Source organism: Paenibacillus sp. J22R67 (assembly GCF_059692175.1).
Genome location: NZ_JCAUAX010000002.1, coordinates 543,818 through 569,561, shown reverse-complemented (window position 1 = coordinate 569,561; position 25,744 = coordinate 543,818). Strand labels below are relative to the sequence as shown.

Here is a 25,744-nt window from a genome sequence, read left to right as displayed (position 1 = left end):
GTCGATAGGAATGTCAAGACGCCGGCGCGGTCCCGTACCGAATCCGAATATGCAAAGCCAACCTAACGGTATGATGCAGTCATCGTTTCAACCATCGCCATCGTATCAGCCAAACATGCAACAAAACTTTATGCCGCAAGCGCGCAACGATCAATCTCAGTACCAGACTTATCAGGGCGGAATGCCTGTTCCCGGTTCTTCCGGCGACATGAATGCCCCTTATGGTCAACGAAACACTGGTATCAATCATGCGGATGCGCGCAATGTGGGGTTCCAAGGTGGATACACAGGTTATGGACCCAATGGTCAGCCTACACAGTACGGAACGTTCATGAGAGATGGGACGCAGTATGGGGCAGGACCTCATACCATTGATCCGAATAAGGCGATCATTCAGGCCGTTCATTATGGTGATGGAGCCATTAGCAGCGTACAATTTCAAGATGGCAGAGTCGTGGATATTGCGAATGCGATAGCGATGACGGAAGCTGGATTAATTGAAGATGTGAACACCGGGCGAAATCGAGAAGGGGAAAAGACGCTAAGGTCTTATCCTGATGGAGATCCAAGCAACAACTTATCGAATTTACCTCGGTTTTAAAAGGAATGGCATCAAGCAGTTTGCTCTCGAGCAAGCTGCTTTTTCATTTTCTTAAGATTTTTCCGAAAAAAATCTCTTGATGTGTCACATAATGTGAATGCCAGTTGTCTTAACAGTGGATGGTTCTGGACCGTTTTTTCATACAGAATGGTTTATTTGGATTTGTTTAATAATACTTAGAACAGATTGAATTCTATTCAAAGAGAAGAGGCTATTATGCAAAGTTATACCATGGACCCACAGATCAACAACATCGAAGATTTGTATATAACCTATAAACCTCATTTATTTTCAATTGCTTACCGTATGCTTGGTTCTAGCTCTGATGCTGAGGATATGGTTCAAGATTTGTTCATCGGCATGCATGGTTATCTGAATGAAAATATTAATAATATGAAATCGTACTTAAGCAAAATGATGATCAATCGGTGTTTGAATGAATTAAAATCTGCGCGTAAGAAACGCATAAGCTATGTAGGTAATTGGCTTCCAGAACCATTGGTACAACTGACCGAAGAAAGTCCACTTGATAGCGTTGAGCGTCATGACACGATTTCTTACGCCTTTCTCGTCCTTATGGAAAAACTTACGCCATTGGAACGAGCCGTGTTTATCTTAAGGGAAGTTTTTGCCTATGAGCATAGCGAAATTGCCGAAATGTTTAATAAAACGGAAGTTAATTGCCGTAAAATTTACAGCCGGGTCAAGAAAAAAGTGGATTTATCTACAGAAAAAAATGAATTCTTACGGACTCATCCCGTTGAAGAAAAGGAATTGGTAACTCGCTTTATCTCTGCACTTACGAATGGCAACGTTCAGTCCCTTGTGGACTTGTTAACGGAGGATGTCATCTTAATTGCCGACGGCGGCGGCAAAGTATCGGCAGCAGCTGTTCCTGTTTACCTAAAAGAACGTGTGCTTAAAATATTGCAGGCCCTATCTTCACGCTTTCCAGATACTAAGGCACAGCTGGTTGAAGTCAATGATCAACAGGGGATCTTGTTAACAAAAGACGGTTTGCCGACGGGCGTCATTTCTTTTGAGTGGGATTCCTATAAGACTGCCATCCAACGAATTTTCGTTATTGTGAATCCAGATAAGCTGAAACATTTATCGAATTTATCGATCTAAGTTTAGAAAAAAACAGCCAGGCGACTTAAGTTTGCCGTGGCTGTTTTTTGTGCTACCTTGAAAGCTTACGTCGCTGGCGTAAAGTGCTTAGTATCCATAAGATCAAGGGGATAAGAATATAGACGAAGGGGTACAAGAAAGCGTTAAGAAACGAATTTTTAAGCGTGTAGGAAATCCGAATATGATGTGTGCTGTAGATCACAAACAACAACAAGATGAAAGTCATTAGAGAAGCAATAAGCTTCCAATTCTTGATTCCAGTCCACTCGGATAAGCCATAGCTGAGGATAAATAAAGATACCGATAATTTAATAAAGGCACCAAGCAGCCAAAGTGGGATGAAAAAAGCATCGATATTCTGTACGAAATTTAATATGGACACAAACTTAGTTAGCGAGTAAACAGGGACTACCATTTCAGCTGCCATCTCGGGTCCAGTTATAAATAGAAGAACTAGCGTGGACAAGACACCCCATAACATAGATACTGCTGTTCCCCAAAGGATTGCTCTAGAGGCGGTTCGCTTATTCTCGGCGAAAAAGAACAGCATGAGAATGATGGAAGGATCTACCATGTAGTTGAACGAATTTAATGTACCTTTAAGGATTTGGGACCAGCCGGAGTCTGCATAGATAGGTAGTATTCTATTCAACTCCATGTCTTGGGGATTCAGGAATAACTGGACATATAGCATCAGTACGAAAATGGGACCAATGATCTCTGCACAGCGACTTACTGTCTTAATTCCCCCTGTGTATACAGCATATGCTACGAGAAATAACATACATAGCAGGATAGCTATCAAAGGTGTGTTATGTAGCAAAACTAAATTTACAAACTTAGACATTCCCATCGAGATCGTTGACATCTGCATGAACCAAACTAGGAAGTAAACCGTGACCATTATTTTGCCCAGAACAGTGCCTAGAAGATCTTTTATGAAATTGACTAACGTTTTATCCTTATTCTGCATACATATTCGCAACATCATCCAAGTGATGGCCATCATTATCAAGCCGCCAAGAAGGATCGAAATCCAGCAGTCCTGGCGCGATTGCTCCGCGGCTAACTGGATCGGAAGGTAGGAAAGCACAATGATGGAGGAGATAGTAACCAGCCAAAACATTTGATAACCGCTTACTTTCATACTTCGATCTCACTTCTTTCTCACATTCATTTTAACTTACCAGCTGTCACTCCGTTTGATATTAATTGAATATCTGATTGGATGGTAACCTCGATGCTCTTGAAATTCTCATCCCATTTATCTTTTTGTGACTTCCACCAGTATGGATTTTTACGGTGAAGATGAGCACCGATACCGAAAACGTCTGATCCCCACTGCTGTACTTTATCCATTGTATTCTGCAGTTCCTTTTGAACTTGATCGTTGAGATATTTCTGGACGGCATCCATATTATCTACCTCGGACATATCAAGTGAGGTTGTGTTCTCAAGAAGATAAGCTTGTGCTTTGACAGCTAATATAATCCGCTTAGGGTCATTATTATTAACAGAATGAATCTGGCGCTTAGCGTGGGCAAATCTAAATGATAAGGTGCCATTGCCATCCTTCCATGGAATTGTTATTCCTTGGAAAGTTTCTTTCCCCACCATCCAGCCTGCTTGCGACCCTTCAATATTATCGAGTAATCCGTTAACATTCAGATTTTTATTCAAGAGTGCGTACCCTGATAACATGGCAATCGGCTCCGTTTTTTTACTACTTATGTGGTGAGTTTTGATTTGGAGGATTGGGACCAGAGGCCTTATACCTTGACTAACACTTTCGACAATGAATTGCCTGGATGAGAACTTTCTCATGCCGTTGATATGAAGTTCTTTCCCAGCGGCAATAGTAGCCAGATGCTCCATTGGATGCTTAATCATTAGAAATTCCCTGGCACTATCGCCCCTTATCATTAGAATAATATCCCTTAGATTGTTCGCTGGGTCCCTGCCTAATTTATCAAATAACTTACTTACATCATTCTTATTGAAATATTCCTCGCTAATGGCTAGTAAGATCCGATGACTCGTCATTAATCTGCGGGACATTTCTCTTTGAATTTTCTGATTGGCTTCGAAAACATCTTTACCTATGGCCGACACAACTAAATAACTTTCAGAATCACCAGTGCTTCCTACTTTGCTCGGACCACTTAGTTTAGATGGGATTACGACCTGATGGCTAACTCGAATCGCTCCGTTCTCTGCATGATCAATCGCCGTGCCCAAAACGAAAGCCAATTGATTTGGTTCAACAAAATCCGTGCATCCAGAGGTAAATGAAATAAGAATTAGAGAGAAGATTGTTAAAAGGATCAATCGGATCATTTCTGACGCCCTTTCTTGTTTCGACCGTTCTTGATCCAGAAGGGATAACGGATGATTATGTCTTTAATTCGTTTTCCATTGAACGGAGCTATTGGGGTCAAGAATGGTGTCCCAAAGGATTCAAGATTTACAAGATGAATCAACAACAAAATAATTCCGAATGCAAAACCAACGAAGCCCAGAATACCAGTTATAAATAGCAAGAGGTATCGGATTATGCGAAAGGGGAGGGAAGCGCTATATTTCGGAATCGTATAGGTTGCAACGCCTGTTAAGGAAATAACGATGATGATTGGCGTGGAGATGATACCTGCTTCAACGGCGGCTTGCCCAATTACCAAAGCTCCAACAATGCTGACGAGCGGGCCAAGTTGGTTGGGAAGATGAACCCCAGCTTCTTGTAAGGCGTCGAATACAACCATCATGATAAACACTTCAATTACGGTTGGGAACGGCGAACTTTCTCTCGCCGTTGCGATGCCGATCATGAGGTAGCTTGGGATCATCTCTGGATGGAAAGTAGAAAGCGCAACATAGAGTGCCGGCAAAGCAAATGAAATGAAAGTCATAATGTAACGTATCATTCGTGTCAGAATGACGAAAACAAACCTCTCAAAGTAGTCCTCCGCCGATTGGAGTCCAGACCAGAAAGTAATAGGAAGAATTAAGGCATAGGGAGTTCCGTTCGTAATGAGAGCGACTTTACCCTCTAATAGAGAAGCCGTTACAACATCCGGACGCTCCGTATTATGGATTTGCGAGAAGAGGGAGAAGGAACTATTCTCTATCCACTCTTCGATATAGGCCGAATCGATAACGCCATCTAATTCGATGTCATCGAGTTTTTCTCGTACTTCGGATAATACTTTTTCATCGGCAAGACCCTTCATATAGGCAAGAATAACTTCCGTTTGTGTGTATTTGCCAATCGTAAAAGACTCCATCTTGAGAGAAGAGTGAATAATTCTTCTTCTAATCAACGAAGTATTCGTCCGTATATTCTCGACAAAGCCTTCCTTGGAGCCGCGCAAGGTCGCTTCCTTCAGGGGCTCTTGGATGCCTCTCGTCTCATAGCCTTGGACTTGTGCGATAAGCGCTGACGACTCACCATCCACCAATATCCCCAAGCAACCTTGCAAAATATGGTTGACCAGATCCTCTAGTGACACATCCGTTTTTACATTCGTTAATGGTAACCAATCGCGTCTGAACATCTCGGCAAGCGACTGTATTCGATCTATACCTTGTGGTAAGCCATTGAAAATAAGTGGCTTCAGTATGTTGTCCTCAATACTTTGTAACCGCGTCATCCCATCTAAATAAATGAGTAATAGGATGGTTTCATCATTTAGTTTGAAGGTTCGCAGGACAATATCTGAGCAATTATCAAACTGTTCTCTAAGATAAGCTTCATTCATTTTAATACTTCCACTTATTGAACCCATGTATGATCACCCCTGCACCAACGATCTCTTGGATATTATGGGCAAAGAGGATTATGGTTATTGATGCAGATTTTTGGAAATTCATATACACCTTATTTATGTCACACTTTGAGAACGCCAATTGTCTTCATTATGTCCAAACAAAACAGGAAGGAGTGATGACGAGGTGAGTCCCAGCAATTGTCCGGTTTGCTTGATAGGCGTTGTTGAGCCAATTGGATATGTCGAATTAAAAGAAGGCCCGCTTGTGTTCAAGACCGGACGAGTTCCTCCATCCAATAAATCGGCTATCACGATTACGATGTGCAGTAGCGAAACATGCAAGCATGTTGGTATGGGAACAGATCAGGGATCCCTGACTCAAGGTAAAAGATTATTACGCGAACTGATCTTATCGCTGCAAAAAAGAAGTCAAACCATCTCGCAATCTCCAATTAAAGAGACCCACATAAACGATGTCACACATTGAAGTCGCCAATTGTCTTCATAGTGTTAAGAAAATAACAAAACAACAGTGGAGGTACACAAAAATGACACAACGTATAAATTACATGCAACAATCACCGGAATTTACAAAAAAAATGATGGATTTCAGCAACGCAGAGAAGGAAAGTGCAATTGAAGAGAAGATTCTACATCTGGTTCACATCAGAGCTTCACAAATGAATGGATGCGGATTCTGCGTGGATATGCACGTCAAACAAGCCAAGATCCATGGTGAGAGTGAGCTTCGTCTCTATCACCTGCCGATTTGGCGGGAATCTACGTTGTTCGCGCCGCGTGAGCGCGCTGCGTTGGCATGGACCGAGATCCTAACCAAGCTGCCCGAACATGGTGTGCCTGATGAAGTCTATGACCGAGTTCGCGGCCAATATTCAGAAAAAGAGCTCTCAGATTTGACATTCTCGATCATGGCGATCAATGCGTGGAACCGAATTAACGTTGGTTTCAGAACAGTTCCAGGATCTGCAGACGCTGCATTTGGTTTAACGAAAGCTGGTCTTAACTAATTAATTCATATAAGTAGTTATTGTTTGTACGGACAACCCATCATTGAAATATTTGAGTCATAAAACTAGGAGGATATTAACATGAAAATTGTTGTAATTGGTGGTAGCGGACTTATTGGGAAAAAACTTGTAAACAACCTGCGTGAACTTGGTCATAACGTGGTTGCGGCATCACCTTCCTTAGGCATCAACTCCGTAACTGGTGAGGGATTGGCTGAAGCAATCAGCGGCGCGGAAGTTGTCGTTGACGTTTCCAACGCTCCTTCATGGGAAGATCAAGCGGTACTAGATTTCTTTGAAACGTCAACTCGTAATCTTCTTGAAGCTGAAGCTGCTGCTGGCGTGAAACATCACGTTGCGCTATCCGTCGTTGGTACAGATGGCCTGCTTGAAAGTGGTTATTTCCGCGCTAAGATGGCGCAAGAAGAAATGATTAAGTCATCCAAAGTTCCTTACACCATCGTTCGCGCAACTCAGTTCTTCGAGTTCGTTGAGAGCATTGCTCAATTCTCTACGGAAGGACAAACTGTCCGTATGCCGTCTGCCTTTATTCAACCGATTGTTTCCGATGATGTTGCTGCCGCGCTTGCGGACTATGCCGTCGAGGCCCCAGTGAATGGGCTTGTCGATCTAGCGGGTCCAGAACGCATGGGTCTAGACGAACTTGTACGTAGATTCCTGATCGCCAAAAAGGACACAAGACAGCTAGTCACAGACGAAAATTCACGCTACTATGGCGTGTTGTTGAAGCAGCATTCTCTCGTCCCACTGGGCGAAGCGCGCATCACTAAGACGCGTTTTGAAGATTGGTTAAATGCTTCGAACTAATCTGTCTAACTGCAGAAAAGGAGAACCGCTTGTAGGCGGGTCTCCTTTTTTTATTTTATCCAATAAATTGATCCTTCGATTATGTCACGTATTGTTGTCGCCAGTTGCCTTATAAGTGTCGATCCGAAATGCTTATACCATACACCAGGAGGATACCCAAATGAAAATAGCTATTATTGGCGGTGGATTAGCCGGATTAACAGCTGCGGCTTACTTAACTGAGAATCCACATATTGAAGGAACATTATTCGAACGCAGTCCACAATTAGGTGGTCGAGCTTTTACTTATGAAAAGAACGGATTTACATTGAACTATGGCGCACATACGATCTATGGCATAGACCGACATACATTGTCATCCATGGAACACGAGTTGCGTCTGACATTTTCCTCTAAGCAGGTTGATAAACGGAAAGTCGTTTATTCGAAACATAATCATCTGATAACGGCACCAATTGATGCTATTAATCTTTTAAAAACAGATTTATTAAGCACCAAGCAGAAAGTAAGATTTGTCGGCGAAATTACGGCGATTATTGCAAATATTCATAACTTGAAAAACTACAACACCCTCGGTGAGTATTTGGATGCATCCAAGGCGGATGATGATGTGAAAGAGTTATGGGAGCACTTGGTTTGTTCTAATTTCTTCATTGCTCCTGAAGATGCACGCCATGTATCCGGGGCGGTGATTAGTGAGTATTATCACAATCTCTTCCTATCAACCAAACCTGTCAATTATGTCCTAGGAAGTTGGTCCGTTATAACAAATCAATTGAAAGAGAAGATCACTAGTTCTGGACATTGGGAAATTGCCATGCAGGAAAGTGTTGAAGAGCTCCGATTTGAGGATCAGAAATTTATTCTGCAAACCAAAAATCGTCGTCAAGCCTTTGATAAAGTTATTTTTGCAATGCCGGTTCAACACGTCATTAAATTTCTCAAAGGCACAGCCTGGGAGCCATTCCTAGCTCCTTATGAATCCAATACGGCAACTGAAGTCATGATTTACGATGTTGGATTAAGTCAGGTTGTTGCTAGACCATTCACTTATATTAGCGACATGGACAACAAAGTTTTTATCAGCGATGTGTCCGCGACGGATCATACGCTTGTACCTGAGGGGGGACAGTTGCTGCAGGGAATCGCTTATTTGAAAGATCATTATGATAGCGAAGAGCAGCGTAAAACATACTTGGATGATAAGAACTCACAGATGGAAGCACTTTTCGATCAGCATTATCCAGGTTGGCGTGAAGTTACCTCGGTGAAACGCGTTTCCAAGAAAGCAATGGTCTCCAGCGTGAAAAACGTTACGACAAATACTTTACTGCCAACTCGTATAGATAATGTTCCTTTCTATTTTTGTGGTGACGGATGTGAGGGGAAGGGTGAGCTTGCAGAACGTGCTTTCTCCAGCGCTCGAAGTGTCGCATTATCTATCGTCAATGAAGTTCAAGAAGCCTTACAAACCGTTTGATCGTATCTGGTAATAGAAGATAGAGAAGAGATGTCACACTTCGAAGCTGCCAATTGTCTTCATAGTGTATATAAAAATGACACAACGTATAAATTATATGCAGCAATCACCGGAGCTTAACTAATGTACGGACAACCCATCATTGAAAAATTTGAGTCATAAAACTAGGAGGATATTAACATGAAAATTGTTGTAATTGGTGGCAGCGGACTTATTGGGAAAAAACTTGTAAACAACTTGCGTGAGCATGGTCATAACGTGGTGGCGGCATCACCTTCCTTAGGCATCAACTCCGTTACTGGTGAGGGCTTGGCTGAAGCAATCAGCGGCGCGGAAGTTGTCGTTGACGTTTCCAATGCTCCTTCATGGGAAGACCAAGCGGTGCTAGATTTCTTTGAAACATCAACTCGTAATCTTCTTGAAGCTGAAGCTGCTGCTGGCGTGAAACATCACGTTGCGCTATCCGTCGTTGGTACAGACGGCCTGCTTGAAAGTGGTTATTTCCGCGCTAAGATGGCGCAAGAAGAAATGATTAAGTCATCCAAAGTTCCTTACACAATCGTTCGCGCAACACAGTTCTTCGAGTTCGTCGAAAGCATTGCTCAATTCTCCACGGAAGGGCAAACCGTTCGTATGCCGTCTGCCTTTATTCAACCGATTGTTTCCGATGATGTTGCTGCCGCGCTTGCGGACTATGCCGCCGAGGCTCCAGTGAATGGCATTGTCGATCTAGCGGGTCCAGAACGCATGGGTCTGGACGAACTTGTTCGTCGATTCCTGATTGCCAAAAAGGATACAAGACAGCTAGTCACAGACGAAAATTCACGCTACTATGGCGTGCTGTTGAACCAACATTCTCTCGTCCCACTTGGCGAGGCGCGCATCACTACGACGCGGTTCGAGGATTGGTTAAAGCGCACTTCGAACTAAGATGGATAGCAGCAAATGAAATAACAAGGAGGCTCGCAGCTTGCGGACCTTCTTTTTTCATACCTCCTAAACCGGAACCAGCATTTATTTATAATTTAAAATTGACATCGAGTATACTCCAGGTACTATTCTTGGAACTGAGCGAAGGAGTTTACAACCTGCTGCTTAAAATTCTATGACCATGGAGGAATCTACAGATGCAGAAAAATATGAACGAAGTAACGATACAAGTTCCCTTACAATCAGGATTTGGCCCTAGAACTACGGCGCGAGAAGCGCTAGGGGGAGAAGATTTGAGTGGTAAAGTCGCCATTGTGACGGGTGGTTACTCAGGTCTAGGTCTTGAGACCGCACGCGTGCTTGCGGAAGCTGGGGCAACGGTTATTGTACCCGCGCGTACGCCAGAGAAGGCTCAAGCTTCAGTTTCCCATATCCCTGGTGTTGAATTAGAAACTTTGGATCTTCTAGATCCTGCTTCCATAGATGCTTTCGCCGAACGTTTCCTTGCTACCAATCGTCCCTTGCATATTCTTGTCGATAGCGCTGGGATAATGGCATCGCCGCTTGCGCGTGATGAACGAGGGTATGAAGCCCAGTTCGCTACAAACCATTTGGGGCATTTCCAGCTAGCAGCAAGACTGTGGCCGGCTTTAGTCAAAGCAGAGGGAGCTAGAGTCGTATCCGTATCTTCCCGTGGTCACGCGATTAGCGGCATTGACTTCGAAGATCCGTTCTTTGAAACTCGTGAATATGAAAAATGGACAGCGTATGGACAATCCAAGACAGCCAATGCCTTGTTTGCAGTCGAGTTGGATAAGCGAGGACAATCCTATGGCGTCCGTGCTTTTTCCGTTCATCCAGGTTCCATTGTAACTGATCTATCACGCAATTTATCCGATGATGAAATGCGTGCAATGGGTGCGCTGGACGAGCAAGGGCAGCGGGTCTTTAGCGAGTATAACGACGAGTTGAAAAATATTTCCGAAGGTGCAGCTACCATTGTCTGGTGTGCGGTGAACAAGCAATTAGAAGGCATGGGTGGCGTCTACTGTGAAAATGTAGATATTGCGCAGGCTGTTCCTGCTGATAACCCGCGGGGACCAGGAGTCAAGCCTTGGGCGACAAATCCAGAGTTCGCGAAGCAGCTTTGGCACCTTAGTGAAGAGCTGACAGGTATCAAGTTTCCGGTATAAGCAAAAATATATTGACCGTTCTCTGGTTTTCGAACCAAGAGGACGGTCTTTTTTGTCACAGAATGACACCCTCAATTGTCTTATTTATGTCTAGACCGTATAACTTTGCTCGATCTGCAACCATAAGCATACGGATCGGGAATAAACCATCTTAGAGAGGTGTCACATGAAAGGAAATTCCTATTACTGGCGCAAACTGCATTCATTACTCGGGGTGATCCCACTCGGAGGCTTCATTCTAGTCCATGTCCTGATTAACTTTCAATCATTCGAGCGCGGACCAGAAGGATTCATTAGCGGTGTACATTTGGTCAACAGCCTGCCCCTGAAACCTTTACTTGAAATCTTTGGAATCTACATTCCCATCCTGTTCCATGGCGTTTATGGACTGTATATGGCTTATCAATCCAATCTTAACCCTGGACAATACGCGTACAGCCGCAATTTGGCGTTTACCCTTCAACGAATAACTGGGGTGATTACGTTTATTTTCGTATTTTGGCATTTCTTTAATACGCGGCTTCAAGTCTACATGGGGACTATTACTCATGATGAACTTGGTTCTACGATGCATCAAATTGCCACAAATCCCACCTATTTCGTTCTATACGTCATCGGGGTATTGTCAGCGGTGTTTCACTTCAGTAATGGCTTATGGGCTTTTATGATTAGTTGGGGAATTACGGTTTCACCACGCGCGCAAAAAGTTTCTTCTAAAATTTGTATGGGAGTATTTGTCCTTGTTTCACTGCTGTTCCTTCTTTCACTCGTAGCATTCACTGGCGATGAATTTAAAGGAACAGCTAGTGCTGCTTTAGCTTTACTTTAAGCTGAAAAAAAGTAAAAATAGAAAGGGATGAAGGAGTGATTCGTAATGACAAGAGACGATTTGGCGAACCTAATCGAACGCCGTGAAGAAGGACGAGCCAAGCAAGACCAAGCGATCTTAAGCGAGGTCCGCGGTCAATTCATCGAATTGCTTGCCCATTACCCGAACGACGCCGAGATTAACTACCAAACTGGCATAGCACATGACAATTCGGGTTTAGGCCGCGAGGCTATTCCCTATTATGAGCGTGCTCTTGAATTAGGGCTAAGTGGTTCTGATCTAGAAAGATGTCTAATGGGTCTAGGGAGTACTTATCGGTACTGGGGAAATTATCAGAAAGCCGTGGAAACACTACAAAGAGGTATGAAAGAATTTCCTGAAAACCGAGCCATTCAAGTGTTTCTAGCCATGGCAATGTACAATAGCCAAAGCTACAAAGGAAGTGTTGAGCTGCTGATCCAAACATTAATGGAAACTACTACGGACGAAAAGTTGCAATATTTCAAACGCGGTATCTTAGCTTACAACGAAAACCTTGATGAAACAGCCGAATAACATCATAACGGGATAAAGTTGTTGTCACGGAACATGACAGCAAACTTTATCCCGTTTTTAATTCAAAATAATATAAGTTACGAGTTTTTACTTTGTACGATAGCGCGGTAAGGAAATGCTCAGTTTATGAATATTTAATATGTGGTTTAGAACTAGTTTATCTCCATTTATTATCTTATAGATACAACTATTACAGGGGAGATTACGGGATAATGAAATTGATAAACATGACACAGAAGAAGTGGCTACTGAGCTTGCACATACTTTTTTCGGCCATTATGCTCGGTACAAGTGTAACATTTCTTATTCTGAGCATAACGGCAGTGAGCTCCAGCGATTCAGGATTAATACTTTCCTGCTATAAAGCCATGCATGTTTTATCCAAAACTTCTGTGAGAGCCTCGTTTATTGGGACAATAGTGACAGGACTGCTTTTATCCGTATGGACTCACTGGGGTTTGGTGAAATATTATTGGATCATAGCCAAAGAAATACTTAGTTTGATTGCGCTTATCCTAGGACCGATCGGCATGTACATATGGACACTTCAAGGAATTTCGCTGATAACAGATGTGGGAGTAGGGGCAGCAAATCAAGGGGCTATGGTAGTAAACACGATATCGCTGTTCATAGGCATAGGTCTACAGATTGTTTCATTAGTTGCGATGTTTCTGCTTTCTGTTTTTAAGCCTTGGGGGAAGCGAAAACTAACGAAATAGCAATATGAGAATGTTGAACATTCATTTCATTTTTGTTGAATGTTGCAGCTGTTGTTGATCAGCTATCTGAAAATGAGATGTTCAATATCTGATTTTCGTATTATACAAGATAGAAGAATCGTTGTAAGATACATGAGCAGCCAAGAAACAAGAAAGTTCGATAGCGTCTAAGAAGAGGACGCATTTTTTTAACAAAATAAACTACCTTTTAATAGGTAGATACGGAGAGTGGAGAAAATGAGTATTCAAAGAAAAGTGGTCGTGATTACAGGTGGAAGCAGCGGAATTGGGAAAGCAGCAGCAATTGAATTAGTAAAAAGAGGAGCAAGCGTGGTCATCAATGGCCGTCGTGAGCAAGAATTAGTTAATGCTGCAAATGAAATCGATCCGACAGGTACGCATGTCGCTTATGTTGCTGGTGATATTTCAGATCCCAAAGTAGCTGAACGTTTAATCGGTGAAGGACTTTCGCGGTTTGGACGTATTGACACATTGATAAATAATGCTGGGATTTTTATAGCGAAACCATTCACCGAATACACGGAAGAAGATTTTGCATCGATACTTTCCGTCAATGTCGCAGGATTCTTCCACCTCACTCAGCGTGCGTTAATCGAGATGTTGAAAGAAGGTTCAGGCCATATCATCAACATTACAGCTAGCGGGTTTATTGAGCAGCCAATTAAAGCCATTCCAGCTGCACTGCCCGCTTTGACCAAAGGTGGCTTGAACGCGGCAACAAAATCGCTAGCTATTGAGTATGCGGACAAGGGTATCCGCGTGAACGCTGTTGCACCAGGGATTACAAAAACGCCAATGCATCCCGTTGAGACACATGATTTTCTTTCTAAACTACACCCTATGGGCCGGATGGGAGAAATGCAAGAAATTGTTGATGCAATTGTATATTTGGAATCAGCAAATTTCGTTACTGGTGAAATCCTTCACGTCGATGGCGGTCAAAACGCAGGTCAGTGGTAAGCAAGTCTAAGTAGCGAATCCGTGGATAGGATCGAACATAAAATATGAAGTTTGGAGCGATATCAGTGAATATATTTCAAAAATTGTTTAAAAAGGAGTCTACACAAGTGACAACATCAAAAGTGAATTTGGCAGTTATTTATTACAGTTCGAATGGTACCAATTATCAATTAGCGCAATGGGCCGCTGAAGGAGGACTTCAAGCAGGTGCAGAGGTCAAAGTTCTAAAAGTGCCAGAAACTGCGCCACAATCCGTTATTGATAGCAGTCCACCTTGGAAAGCTCATCTTGAGGAAACCAAGCATGTTCCTACCGTGTCTTTGGCAGACTTGGAGTGGGCAGACGCGATCATCTTTAGTATGCCCACAAGATTCGGTAATCTACCAGCTCAAATGAAACAGTTCATCGATACGACAGGAGGGCTTTGGGCACAAGGGAAAACAGTGAATAAAGTCGTGAGCGCAATGACTTCCGCGCAAAATCCGAATGCAGGACAGGAACAAACGATTCTTCAATTATACACCTCCATGTACCATTGGGGCGCGATTGTGGCTGCGCCAGGTTTCACGGATCCTTCGGTCTTTGTTGCAGGTGGGAATCCGTACGGGACAAGCGTAACCGTGGATCAAAATGGAGCGATTAAGGAAGATGCGCGCGCTACTGCCCAGCACCAAGCAAAACGCGCTGTGTCTGTTGCCAAATGGGTAAAGGTCGGTTTAGAACAATAATGTAGCAAAGTAATTATCTTTATATAATCCCAGTGCCGTATTGGCACTGGGATTATATGCGTTATTTCCTAACAATAACAAGGAGATCGCGATGAAGATGAGCTTACATCTTAGAATATTTTTGGTGAAAAAATGGGAAATTATAAATATCCGTGTTTTCTGTAGGAGGCTGTTCAGTGAAATGGTTTAGGAAATGGATGCGCACGAAACCTGGGTATCCAATTGTACTTGAGGAACTTCAATCTAAAGATGAAGAGAATCTCGGATTGACCAAGGATTTAGAGCACAATGAATTGATTCTTAAACGTATATTCCATAACAGCTCTGATATCGTATTCCGTAAAGTTCAAATGGCTGGACAAAATCACTGGCTTATCATCTATTTTGCAACCCTTGTTGAAGAAGAGTTGATTAATGATCATATTTTGAAACCAATGATAGCTAAATCTGAAAAACATGAAGATATAGGAAAGACAGAATGGCTGGACGATCAGAGTATCTCGATAGGTATGACGAGTGTTACATCCCAAATAACTGACCTTGTCAAGCAAGTGTTAAATGGCCATGCTGCCGTGCTTACCGTAGGAAACTGCGATGCGATGATGGTCAAAGTGAATGCTAAATCACAACGAAGCCTAGACGAACCGTCATCTGAACCTGTCATACGCGGTCCAAGGGTTGGATTTATCGAGAAAATTTCCACGAATATCGGGTTAATACGCGCCAAAATTAAAACTTCAAGGCTTAAAATGGAAGCCTTTACGATTGGAGAGCTTTCTCAAACCTCAGTTGTCATTACGTACATAGAAGGTATCGCTTCTGAATCTATCATTGATGAAGTTCGAAAAAGGGTATCTCGAATTCAAATTGACGGAATCATTGATTCAGGTTATGTTGAGGAATTTATTGAGGATAGTCCTTACTCCCCTTTTCCACTTGTTCACAGTACAGAGCGACCAGATGTAGTTGCTGCAGAGCTATTAGAAGGTAAAATAGCTATTCTTGTCGATACTTCTCCATTTGTACTAATTGTACCAATGACGTTCTGGACTGGCCTACAGGCAAGCGAGGATTACTATATTCGCTGGCCTATTGCAACTTTTGTCCGGTGGATTCGATTCCTTTTCATCAGCATCGCCATATTTGCTCCTCCTCTGTATGTTGCGATTACAACATTCAACCAGGAAATGATTCCGACTAATCTAGTGCTGAGTATTGCTTCCTCTAGAGAGCCTGTTCCTTTCCCAGCAGTGATCGAAGCTTTTATAATGGAAATTATATTTGAAGCATTACGGGAAGCAGGGATTCGATTACCCAAACAGATAGGGCAAGCGATTAGTATTGTTGGGGCATTGGTCATCGGCCAAGCGGCTGTGCTGGCGGGTATTATTTCCGCTCCGGTCGTCATTATTGTATCGATTACTGGTATTGCAGCGTTTACCATTCCACGTTATAGTTTTGCAAATGGAATCCGATTACTGCGATTTCCAATGCTATTATTGGCGGGTACGCTTGGACTTTATGGCATTGTACTTGGGTTAATGGGCATCGTGTTACATATCACGTCACTTCGTTCATTCGGTGTCCCATATTTCACTCCAGCAACCCCGTTGACACTTTCGGAATTGAAAGATGTCATCATCCGGGCGCCTATATGGTCTAAAACTCGTCGTCCTGGGGCAACAAGATCTAACGATTCAGTACGTGAGCCGGCAGGTCAAAAACCAAGTCCAGAATTTGGCGGAAAAGGGAGGGGAGCTTCAGAATGAAACCATTCCTTTATATTGGTTTGCTATTCACACTTTTGACCACCAGTGGTTGTTGGGATCGTACGGAGATTAATGATCTTGCATTTATTATGGGTACGGCATTTGACTTAACGGATGATGGGAACTATATATTATCACATCAAATTGCGATCCCTTCTTCCGCCCAGGGAGGTCCAGGGAGCGGTGGAGGCAGCAATGAGAAGTTTTTTGTTATATCTGCTGTTGGTAAAAATATTAATGAAGCGTTCTATAGGCTTCAGAAAAAAAGTTCACGCAGGTTGTTTACCGCACATCGCGTCGTTATTTTTATCGGTGAGAAGTTATCCAAACGCGGGATCCAAGATATTCTTGATATTTACACCCACGATTCGAAACAACGATTAAAAACCTATATGATGGTTGTGAAGGGGGGAGAAGGACGGGACATTCTGAAAGTAAAATACCCCTTTGAACAAGTACCCAGCGAAGCAATTAAAGAAATGGAAGGTTTAAAAAGTGAGTTGGCGATTACGTTGCGAGACTTTTTTTTAGCGTCTTCTGGAGAAGGGATCAGTCCCGTTTTGGGAGCCATAACGCCTGATGGAATAACCGAAGGAGTAAAAGAAGACCATATATTTAAGCTAGCCGGATCGGCTATTTTTAAGGATTTTAAATTAGTGGGTTTTCTAAATGAGAATGAAACAAATGGATTTCTGTGGGTTACAAATAGAATGAAGTATGGCAGTCTTAACGCCAATTTACAAGATAACGAAGGGACGGTTGGGATGATTTTGGCAAAAACCAATCGATTAATTACCCCGGAGATCAGTGGTGATAAGATCATATTTAAGATACAGCTACAAGGTGAAGGGAATATCTGGGAAAATAATACCAACTTAGATATCCGAAAGCCTGAGAATCTTAAACTTGTGGAGAAAGCATTGGAGAAATCGGTTGAAGAACAAGTCAGAGATTTGCTATCCAAAATCCAGAAGCAATACAAAGTAGATAGTGTGGGTTTCGGCCGAGAAATTTACCGTGATATGCCGAGGCAATGGAAAATGTTGAAGGGACAATGGGATTCTAAGTTTCAGGAGGTAGACGTTTCCCTTGAAGTTAAAATAAATATTTTAGGCAGCGGGATGGCAGGTCCTCCTTTACATTTGGAGAAAGAGGAGATCAAACAATGATCGTCCAAATCGTCTTATATGTATCATTTATGATTGTATGGTCTATTGTTAGAATCAGATCTATGCTGAGTATGCAAAAAAATAGGGAAGCAGTAGTTTTCGGCGTCATACTTGGCGTATCATCTATTGTCGGTTCTCTATTAATTGCCCGGGTTAACGTGCCGAGCATGGTTGTCCCATTCAAGATTATTTTTGAACCCATCGGAAAAATGCTTTTAATGCAGTGAACGGTACACTTTTCTTTTGATCGTGTCTATCAGGAGAAGTAACAATGGGATGAGGCTTTGTGTGACAAAACCTGCGCTAGGATAAATGAAAGTTAGATACGTTTGAAGCTCCGCACCATTCTTGAAAACCCAAACCGATCCAATGATGGTCAAAAGACTTAACGGAGCCACGAAATCACGATAATTTCGGATGCCGAAAATCTGGCTAACACTAAGACAGAGGATAAACAATGACACCGAAATTTTCGTGAAACTTCCAATCACCCATATCATAACAGCGATTGCTTCCAGACGTTCAAATGAGCCTTCAATACCAATATATTGCATAACGCTTAAATAGGAATAGTTCAATTGGGCTGTTAAGGAACCAAGGACCATAATCGAAGAAAATACAATGACAAAAATAAAAAGAAAAATACTTAAGAGCGCAATCAGGGAGACCTTGAGTGCTTTTTGGGGTTGATTCAGATAAGGAAGAATCCATCCCAATATAAACAATTGATTCATAAATGCTCCTGCCGGAAGGATTGCTCCTTGTAGTACCGGCAGAAATCCGTCTCCTAAAATTGGTTTTAGTTGTTCGGGATCTGCTGCCCCAATCGTCAGAATCAAGAGCGGAATCAAAAAAACCAATTTCAGTGGTGTAAGAAACTCAGCACATCTTCCGATGACCTCAATTCCCATATAAACGGCTAGACCGCAAAGGATCAATATCGTCAGACTTCCTACAATGGACGGACTTCTTGGTAATAGCAGCGCTTTAATGAAAAAGGTATGCTGTATGGTAATAATCGAAATAGACATAAACCAAAAATAAATGTAATAGACACCCAAACATGTACCTAACCATTTCCCGAGGATTTTTCGACTGTATTCAATGATTGTCAAACCCGGATAACGTTTCGCGAGCATGGTCATTACCCAAATACTTAATAATCCTGTTGTCATTGAGGGTATCACCGATATCCAAGCATCTTGCTTGGCATACATCGCCATCAATCCGGGAAGCGTTAAGATGATAGTGGAAGCGACAAAAGAGAATAGTAATATACCCAACTGGTTACTCGTGATTTTTTCTGTAGTTTGCATCTTCACACTCCCTCTCCTAACCTCACAGAGGTTGCTCCAAGTATTGACTTATCGCTATCCATTTATACGTTTAGTTAACTGAAGTGCGTACGCATCGCCGATAAGAAAGCTGACAATGCAGGTGTGATTAAAGCGTCCCTGCGCCTGATGAACACCGTTGTGACGATGGCATGCTTGCCTGGAATCGCATGGGTGCGGATTCGTCCTTGCTCTTCTGGTTCGGCTGCGATCGTCCTTGGCAAAAGTGAAATGCCTAGGCCTGCGCCGACACAACCGATAATCGTTTCAGGAGAACCGAAATCCATCAGTTTAACAGGGATTAGGCCTTCTTCTTTGAGCAGCAGATTTAATTTTGCTCGGTAGGCACAACCGCTGCGTAAGACAAGAAGCGGGCGATCTTGCACATCATGGACGGAATGGATGGGCGGGTGGGACGCTGAAGTGACTAGGACCAATTCTTCATCAATGACTTTTTCCTGTATCAGATCAGGGTGTTCTACAGGACCTGCCACAAATGCCCCATTAATCTCATAATGAAGCACGGCATGGAGATGCTGCTCCGTAGGACCCGTTGTTAAAGTGAAATCGACCGCGGGAAATTCCGTATGATATTTAGTGAGCAGCATGGGCAGCCGAGCGGAGGCGGTTGTTTCCATTGAGCCTATATGCAGGGGTCCCGCGGGCTCGGAGGAGTCTCCAACGGCAAGTCGGGCTTCCTGAATGACATGTAATATTTTCTCCGCATAAGAAACAAGAATTTGTCCAGAAGGCGTAAGCGTTATGCCTCGATTGTGACGATAGAAGAGCTGTGTCTGCAAATCAGCCTCTAGCTGTTGAATCTTATGCGTGACGTTGGACTGAGCAAAGTTTAATTTATTTGCCGCTTTGGAAATGCTGCCTTCGTGCGCCGTGGTAAAAAACACTTTGAGTAATTGAATATCCATGTAGACCTCCTGAATGATTGAACTAGCTATCTGAGATTGAGATAGTTCATGTTATTATTCTGCATTATACATGATAAAAGAATACCGTGCATGTTGACACACTACCTACCGAAAGATAGAATTTACTCATGAATAAAAATAAAAATACATCAGAGGTTATTTTGGATACGGCTCAGTCGCTTGTGCAGCAATTCGGATTTAACGGATTTAGCTATTCGCACATCTCAGACAAAGTAGGAATACGTAACGCCAGCATTCATTATTATTTTCCTAACAAAGAGGATCTGGGAGAAGCGCTGATTACACGGTATCAAAGACATTTTATCGCTAACGTCGCACAAATCGATTTTGAGACACAGAACAATTTGGACAAGCTCCGCAAATTTACGCTACTTTACAGTGGCCCTGTCCAGGAATATCGTACTTGTCTGAGTGTCATGCTTTCTACAGATCTAGGTACGCTGTCAGGCAAAGTACAAGATGGATTAGTTCAATTCTTCACATCGAATTTAGAATGGCTGGACCGTGTGTTGGAACAAGGACGGCGCGAAGGGCATCTAAAGTTTGAAGGAGCAGCAGATGTGCGAGCTCATCAATTCCTTGCTTCCCTCCAAGGTGCGCAACTTCTTGCAAGAAGCTTTAACGATGTTAGCAAGTTTGATTTAATTGTTGATGGTTTGCTATCCGCCCTTACTTGAAAAGGAGGCGGATTTTTTTTATTTTAAAAAGGTGTATCATTTTTTGAGAAATAAAGAAAAATAATGAAGGTAAATGTGCCGAAAATAAAAACTACAATCAATGATGAAATGAGGCAAATAAAATGAAAACTTTAGTCATCGTTACTCATCCGAACATGGAAGCATCCACATGGAATAAAGCATGGGTGAAGGCCTTGCAAGAGCAGAGTGATTACACCATCCATGAATTATATAAAACGTATCCAGACGAAAATATCGATGTTTCTAAAGAACAGAAGTTGATTGAATCGCATGACCGGATTATTTTCCAATACCCGTTATATTGGTACAGCACCCCTCCATTATTAAAAAAGTGGTTTGATACTGTCTTGCTATATGGCTGGGCCTATGGACCAGATGGCAGTAAAATAGCTGGCAAAGAAATCGGTGTTGCGATCTCGACATATGGCACCAAAGAGTCGTATTCAAAAAGCGGATTCAATCGCTTTACATTGGAAGAAATATTACGCCCGGTAGAGGCGCTTGCTCATTTCATCAGCGCTTCCTATCTGCCTCACTTTGCTCTAAACGATACTTCTAGCGTGACCGATGAACGAGTAGCACAAAGTGCACAAGATTACGTTCAGCATCTCAAAACAGTCAAACCAGGTGTGCTGGTTTAATTCAGATGTAGTAAAAAGGCTTTCGCCCTATTTGGGTGGAAGCTTTTTTATTTGTTGAATTAGGTGCGTTTCGAGACTCACAATTGTGCTACAATTATTTTCGTAATTATAATGAATCCTTAACAAAGAGAAAGGAGGGGGTTAAATGCTTATCCGATTGAATAAAACTCTCGAGAAAGCCATGCCTTTTGTCACGCCTACGGCTGTTGTTGTTGGGCTAATTTGCAGCGTTTGGCTGCATAATCTTAGCTTTCTAGTGCCATGGATATTTGCAATGATGACGTTCTTCGGAAGTATTGGCTCTAATTTCAAAGATTTACAGAAGGTGATGATGCATCCGCTGCCGATTATAGCTAACTTTATCATTCTGCATCTTGCCATGCCATTACTTGGCTGGGCAGCCGGCTCGCTGTTCTTCCCAGGTGATGATTTGACTCAAACTGGTTTCGTTCTCCTATTCGTTATTCCTACCGGCGTAGTTAGCTTGGTGTGGGTCACGATATACGGAGGAAATATAGCGCTTACCTTGGCGCTTATCTTGCTTGACACATTGCTATCGCCCTTTATTGTGCCACTTAGTCTATCACTTATCGTTGGAGCGAAAGTACATATGGACCAATGGGAAATTATGAGAGGGTTATTCTTAATGGTTGTAATTCCCTCATTGATTGGCACAATGCTTAATCAGTGGACCAAAGGTAGAGTTAAAACCACATGGGGACCACGGCTCGCACCTTTTTCAAAAATAGGACTTTTTGTGGTCGTCGCTATTAATTCTTCGGTCATTGCTCCTTATCTGAAGAACATGAATGGACAATTGGTTAAAATCATTGCAATCGCTTTCGCAAGCGCTGCCATCGGATATTTGGCAGGATGGTTGGTGTCACGGATGATGAGATGGGAACGCGAAGTTACGATAGCCTTAACGTTTAATTCAGGAATGCGAAATTTAAGTGCAGGAGCGGTGCTCGCTATCAGCTTTTTCCCACCCCCAGTAGCGCTTCCTGTTGTTGCGGGTATGCTGTTTCAGCAAATTCTGGCGGCCGTTTTTGGGCAGCGTCTGGCTAAAAGTTACGGAATAAACGGTCACACCGCAAAAGCTGCTTAATTGAGATGGTGCATGAAATTGAAAAAGCCTTCAGGACCACTCTCAAAGTGGGCTGGAGGCTTTTATTGATATTTGTTTTACTGAATCATTGTAAAAGAAAAATGCTGATCAAGTGCAAAATTAATGGCACCGAGTGCGCCTCCGACTTCGGGTAAAACGGCCGTGTCCACCGCTATTCCGGCAGAGAGGGCCAACATGGACCGCTGCTTCATGACTTTCGTAGCGGTTTGGACATAAGTGCTGCACATGCTAGGTATGGAGCCTCCAAGAATAATTGCCTCCGGGTTCAGCAAATTGACTAGATTGGCCAAAGCGATGCCGAGATAAGTGGCGGCGCGGTTGATGATGCGTATCGCCAAAGCATCGCCCTGATCTGCGGCTAAGCAAACGTCCTTAACCTGCAGCAGTTGGAGGTCATTTCCTGCTATTACATGATTAAGCAAACTTTCTTCATTTCCAGATCGGAGTTGCCTGCGCGCTTCCTGTTCGATGGCAGAAGCCGTCGAATAGAGGTGTAAACATCCATTATTTCCACATGGACATACAGGTCCATCCGGTTCTACGGTGATATGTCCGAGTTCACCTGCTCCGCCGAAAGAACCTGAAACCAACTGGCGATCATTGAAGATGCCAGCAGCAATACCAGAGCCAACCCCGACATAGATCATATGCTTATAGCTGTTTCCTGAACCAAATCGGCATTCGGCAAGTCCACGTGCACGGTGCCTGTTTATAGCTACAGTTGGCCAACCAAGCTTAGTACTTACCATTTCCTCAATCTCCACGTTCGACCAGCCCAGATCGGAAGCGCTTTTAATAATACCTCGTCTTGTGTCGACAAGACCAGGTACTCCTAGACCGAACAATTTGATAACACCGATATCCAATTCTTTAACAAACTTTGCAGTTTGATCCGTCAACTCTTGGATCGCGATCTCTGGAAAGGGGGAGCTGACAGGTATTTTCGTAAGATGAATGACATTCCCCAGTAAATCAAACACACCCAGCGTCCATACTTGATTATCTAAATCAGCGCCCATAATGCCAGGTGATCCTGGGACAAGTTCGAGTGAAATAGCAGGACGGCCTCCTGTTGACGGGGCTTTTTCTGTTTCTTTGACAAGATTACAATCCATGAGCTCCGAAATTGTGGAAGAGATCGTAGCTCTGCTCAGTTCCGTAACTTTCGTCAGTTTAATCCGTGGCATGGAGCCGTGCATGCGCAAAGCTTGAATGATGCTGGTTTTAGTACCCTTTTGATCGCTTTTATATGGACTTATCATGCGTCTCACCGTCGCTATTTCTTTATGTAATTAAAACGATTATACCTGAACCCATACGAATAAACCAATACGAATAGTGATAATGAGTTTACTTTAATAAAAATCAGAACAAAGATCAATGATTTTCTAATAAATACATACAGTAATATCAGATTATAGAACAACTTAATTTAAATCTTGACATAAGTTACGGATTTAAATTATGATATCCTCATACTATTGTAAGCGCTATTACGGAGAGGGTGGGATGAAAACGATGATCGTTTTAGGCGGTAATATGTATGATGATTCAACCATTGAGCATTTTTTGAAAGATGCAGCAGCTATTGGTTATGAGGGTGTCGAGATTCGAGGCGTTGGTGAATTAAAAGACGGTCATATCTCACAAGAACGAGCAGAGCAGATTAAAGGCTTGCTTGCAGGTTATCGTCTTACTCCGATCAATCTTTCGCTGTTTGTTGGGAATTTTGCCTGCAACACGGAAGAGGAAAATCAAGCGGAATTTCTGAAGTGGGAACGCTATCTCAATTTTGCATCAACCATTGGATGCGGCATGATGCGATTGAACCCTGGATTTCAACATTCCGATGAGGTGTCTAAGGAGGATTTTGCGAAGGCAGTTAAATGGTTTCAACAATGTGCCGATGCGGCAAGCAGTCGAAATATCCGGGCGGTTATTGAAATGCACCATGGCACGCTTTGTGATCATGCTGATTCCTCCATTGCTTTTGTAGAAGCGGTAGGTCGCAGTAATGTTGGGCTGATCCTAGATCCAGTCAATTTGTATCAGGTACCAACCGATTATGGGATAGAAACCATTAAACGTTTAAAACCATACCTCTTCAACGTACATATCAAGGATATTGTGAAATTGCAAGGTAACCAGTATCCCTGGGCTTTCGAATATAGCGATTATGTACCGCACATCGGCCGATACCATCGGGTCATTCCCAAGATAAATAAGCAAGAAGATCACTACTTTTGCCACCGGCTCATTAATCAAGGTGGGATCGATTGGTACGAAGTGTTCCGAGGGTTGGAACAAATCGGGTACAGCGGTTATCTCACCGTTGAAAGCGTGAGCAAGCCTGGCTCAGACCTTCCCGTACATACCGAATTAGCTCAGCAATGTTACAACGATGTGCAGCACCTGCTTAATGTCACCAAATCGAACGTTAACGTATAAAAAATTCATTGAGGGAGTGTAGGCTGCTGTGGAACAATCGGATAACCCTTATTCGTTTTCATTGTTTGTGAAACACTGGAAAGATTTGACGGCTCCCGAGTTGGCCAGCTTTGTAAGCCAGATTGGATTTGATGGCATTGAGCTTCCGATTCGAGCTGGATTTCAGGTAGAGCCAGAGACCGTTAGGAAAGAACTGCCGGAATTTGCAAAGAAATTAAGCGAGCAAGGTGTCAAAATTTACAGCGTTGCCGCTTCAACGGATGAATCGATTTTCGCCGCATGTTCGGAAGCCGGCGTACCGCTGATCCGCATCATGATCAACATCGATCAGGACGGCTATAAGGCGACGGAAGAGAGGACCAAGCGGAAGCTGGAAGAGCTTGTCCCGCTTTGCGCAAAGTATGGCGTGAAAGTAGGCATTCAGCAGCATTACGGAAACTATATCATCGATTCAAATGGTATTATGCAGTTGATGGATCATTTAAGCCCCGATCATATCGGTGTGGTCTGGGATGCAGCGCACGATGCATTCGCGGGACAGCAGCCTGAATACGGATTGGACATCGTTTGGTCCCATCTGGCCATGGTGAATTTGAAAAACGGCTATTTTATGCAAAGCAACGGACCCGAGGCCGAAACAGCGGAATGGAAGCGGCATTTTACGACGGGTCGGCATGGCATGGCGCACTGGCCGAGGATTGCTAGCTATGTGAAAGAGCGCAATTATGCTGGTGTCATCTGTTTGACAGCAGAGTATACGGATTTGGCCAACAAGGACCGCTACATCACCGAAGATCTTGCGTATGCGAAGTCGCTTTTTAAGTAGAAGGAGGTGCAGTGTG

General features: G+C 43.0%; 26 protein-coding genes. 20 read left to right on the top strand and 6 right to left on the bottom strand.

The window, feature by feature from the left end; genetic code table 11:
* Positions 1–10 precede the first annotated feature (10 nt).
* A complete protein-coding gene (locus tag AC58VC_RS08650; RefSeq protein ID WP_497368430.1) occupies positions 11–601 on the top strand; it encodes a DUF3892 domain-containing protein in 591 nt (196 codons plus the stop codon).
* Positions 602–817: 216 nt separating this feature from the next.
* Positions 818–1,732 (top strand): RNA polymerase sigma-70 factor, encoded by a 915-nt coding sequence (locus tag AC58VC_RS08645; protein ID WP_497368429.1) that lies wholly within the window; start codon positions 818–820, stop codon positions 1,730–1,732.
* Positions 1,733–1,784: 52 nt separating this feature from the next.
* Here AC58VC_RS08645 and AC58VC_RS08640 read toward each other — a convergent pair whose 3' ends face one another.
* From AC58VC_RS08640 to AC58VC_RS08630, 3 genes are read right to left on the bottom strand one after another with little or no spacing between them, the layout of a single operon-like run.
* Positions 1,785–2,879 carry a GerAB/ArcD/ProY family transporter gene (locus tag AC58VC_RS08640; protein ID WP_497368428.1) on the bottom strand — a complete coding sequence of 365 codons (1,095 nt, stop codon included), beginning with the start codon at positions 2,877–2,879 and terminating at the stop codon, positions 1,785–1,787.
* Positions 2,880–2,905: 26 nt separating this feature from the next.
* Positions 2,906–4,069, bottom strand: coding sequence for a Ger(x)C family spore germination protein (locus AC58VC_RS08635; RefSeq protein ID WP_497368427.1), 1,164 nt, complete (start codon positions 4,067–4,069; stop codon positions 2,906–2,908).
* Positions 4,066–5,514 (bottom strand): spore germination protein, encoded by a 1,449-nt coding sequence (locus tag AC58VC_RS08630; protein WP_497368426.1) that lies wholly within the window; start codon positions 5,512–5,514, stop codon positions 4,066–4,068. Before AC58VC_RS08630 ends, AC58VC_RS08635 begins: the two co-directional genes overlap by 4 nt.
* 166 nt (positions 5,515–5,680) lie before the next feature.
* Between AC58VC_RS08630 and AC58VC_RS08625 the strand changes: the two genes are divergently transcribed.
* The 13 genes from AC58VC_RS08625 (at position 5,681) to AC58VC_RS08565 (ending at position 17,705) form a co-directional block, all read left to right on the top strand.
* The gene (locus AC58VC_RS08625) at positions 5,681–5,983 is read left to right on the top strand and encodes a hypothetical protein (RefSeq protein WP_497368425.1); all 303 of its coding nucleotides are present in this window, start codon (positions 5,681–5,683) and stop codon (positions 5,981–5,983) included.
* 61 nt (positions 5,984–6,044) lie between these two features.
* Entirely contained in the window at positions 6,045–6,524 is a 480-nt protein-coding gene (locus AC58VC_RS08620; protein WP_497368424.1) for a carboxymuconolactone decarboxylase family protein, read from the top strand.
* 81 nt (positions 6,525–6,605) lie between these two features.
* Positions 6,606–7,352, top strand: coding sequence for an SDR family oxidoreductase (locus AC58VC_RS08615; RefSeq protein WP_497368423.1), 747 nt, complete (start codon positions 6,606–6,608; stop codon positions 7,350–7,352).
* A gap of 160 nt (positions 7,353–7,512) precedes the next feature.
* Entirely contained in the window at positions 7,513–8,832 is a 1,320-nt protein-coding gene (locus AC58VC_RS08610; protein WP_497368422.1) for an FAD-dependent oxidoreductase, read from the top strand.
* A 180-nt stretch (positions 8,833–9,012) separates the two neighbouring features.
* Complete coding sequence (locus AC58VC_RS08605) at positions 9,013–9,762, top strand: SDR family oxidoreductase (protein ID WP_497368421.1); 750 nt, start codon at positions 9,013–9,015, stop codon at positions 9,760–9,762.
* A gap of 197 nt (positions 9,763–9,959) precedes the next feature.
* Positions 9,960–10,955, top strand: coding sequence for an oxidoreductase (locus tag AC58VC_RS08600; RefSeq protein ID WP_497368420.1), 996 nt, complete (start codon positions 9,960–9,962; stop codon positions 10,953–10,955).
* A gap of 166 nt (positions 10,956–11,121) precedes the next feature.
* Positions 11,122–11,784, top strand: coding sequence for a succinate dehydrogenase cytochrome b558 subunit (locus AC58VC_RS08595; protein ID WP_497368419.1), 663 nt, complete (start codon positions 11,122–11,124; stop codon positions 11,782–11,784).
* Between the two features lie 45 nt (positions 11,785–11,829).
* Entirely contained in the window at positions 11,830–12,339 is a 510-nt protein-coding gene (locus AC58VC_RS08590) for a tetratricopeptide repeat protein (RefSeq protein ID WP_497368418.1), read from the top strand.
* 212 nt (positions 12,340–12,551) lie between these two features.
* Positions 12,552–13,058 (top strand): hypothetical protein, encoded by a 507-nt coding sequence (locus AC58VC_RS08585; protein WP_497368417.1) that lies wholly within the window; start codon positions 12,552–12,554, stop codon positions 13,056–13,058.
* 237 nt (positions 13,059–13,295) lie between these two features.
* A complete protein-coding gene (locus AC58VC_RS08580) occupies positions 13,296–14,039 on the top strand; it encodes an SDR family NAD(P)-dependent oxidoreductase (protein ID WP_497368416.1) in 744 nt (247 codons plus the stop codon).
* Between the two features lie 65 nt (positions 14,040–14,104).
* Positions 14,105–14,767: an NAD(P)H:quinone oxidoreductase gene (wrbA, locus tag AC58VC_RS08575; RefSeq protein WP_497368415.1), complete on the top strand. Its 663-nt coding sequence runs from the start codon at positions 14,105–14,107 to the stop codon at positions 14,765–14,767.
* 197 nt (positions 14,768–14,964) lie between these two features.
* Positions 14,965–16,536, top strand: coding sequence for a spore germination protein (locus tag AC58VC_RS08570; RefSeq protein ID WP_497368999.1), 1,572 nt, complete (start codon positions 14,965–14,967; stop codon positions 16,534–16,536).
* Entirely contained in the window at positions 16,533–17,705 is a 1,173-nt protein-coding gene (locus tag AC58VC_RS08565; protein WP_497368414.1) for a Ger(x)C family spore germination protein, read from the top strand. Before AC58VC_RS08570 ends, AC58VC_RS08565 begins: the two co-directional genes overlap by 4 nt.
* Before the next feature lie 215 nt (positions 17,706–17,920).
* On the opposite strand, the gene AC58VC_RS08560 is transcribed toward AC58VC_RS08565, so the two are convergent.
* Positions 17,921–19,021, bottom strand: coding sequence for a GerAB/ArcD/ProY family transporter (locus AC58VC_RS08560; RefSeq protein ID WP_497368413.1), 1,101 nt, complete (start codon positions 19,019–19,021; stop codon positions 17,921–17,923).
* Positions 19,022–19,095: 74 nt separating this feature from the next.
* On the bottom strand, positions 19,096–19,965 hold the full coding sequence (locus AC58VC_RS08555) for a LysR family transcriptional regulator (RefSeq protein WP_497368412.1): 870 nt from the start codon (positions 19,963–19,965) through the stop codon (positions 19,096–19,098).
* Positions 19,966–20,093: 128 nt separating this feature from the next.
* Here AC58VC_RS08555 and AC58VC_RS08550 point away from each other — a divergent pair, with 128 nt between their 5' ends.
* From AC58VC_RS08550 to AC58VC_RS08540, 3 genes are all read left to right on the top strand, one after another.
* The gene (locus AC58VC_RS08550) at positions 20,094–20,663 is read left to right on the top strand and encodes a TetR/AcrR family transcriptional regulator (RefSeq protein ID WP_497368411.1); all 570 of its coding nucleotides are present in this window, start codon (positions 20,094–20,096) and stop codon (positions 20,661–20,663) included.
* Positions 20,664–20,785: 122 nt separating this feature from the next.
* A complete protein-coding gene (locus AC58VC_RS08545; protein WP_497368410.1) occupies positions 20,786–21,325 on the top strand; it encodes an NAD(P)H-dependent oxidoreductase in 540 nt (179 codons plus the stop codon).
* 145 nt (positions 21,326–21,470) lie between these two features.
* Positions 21,471–22,433, top strand: a complete 963-nt coding sequence (locus tag AC58VC_RS08540) for a bile acid:sodium symporter family protein (protein WP_497368409.1) — start codon at positions 21,471–21,473, stop codon at positions 22,431–22,433.
* Between the two features lie 77 nt (positions 22,434–22,510).
* Here AC58VC_RS08540 and AC58VC_RS08535 read toward each other — a convergent pair whose 3' ends face one another.
* A complete protein-coding gene (locus AC58VC_RS08535; RefSeq protein WP_497368408.1) occupies positions 22,511–23,716 on the bottom strand; it encodes an ROK family protein in 1,206 nt (401 codons plus the stop codon).
* A 247-nt stretch (positions 23,717–23,963) separates the two neighbouring features.
* Here AC58VC_RS08535 and AC58VC_RS08530 point away from each other — a divergent pair, with 247 nt between their 5' ends.
* Entirely contained in the window at positions 23,964–24,902 is a 939-nt protein-coding gene (locus AC58VC_RS08530) for a sugar phosphate isomerase/epimerase family protein (RefSeq protein ID WP_497368407.1), read from the top strand.
* A 28-nt stretch (positions 24,903–24,930) separates the two neighbouring features.
* On the top strand, positions 24,931–25,728 hold the full coding sequence (locus AC58VC_RS08525) for a sugar phosphate isomerase/epimerase family protein (protein WP_497368406.1): 798 nt from the start codon (positions 24,931–24,933) through the stop codon (positions 25,726–25,728).
* Positions 25,729–25,744 lie beyond the last annotated feature (16 nt).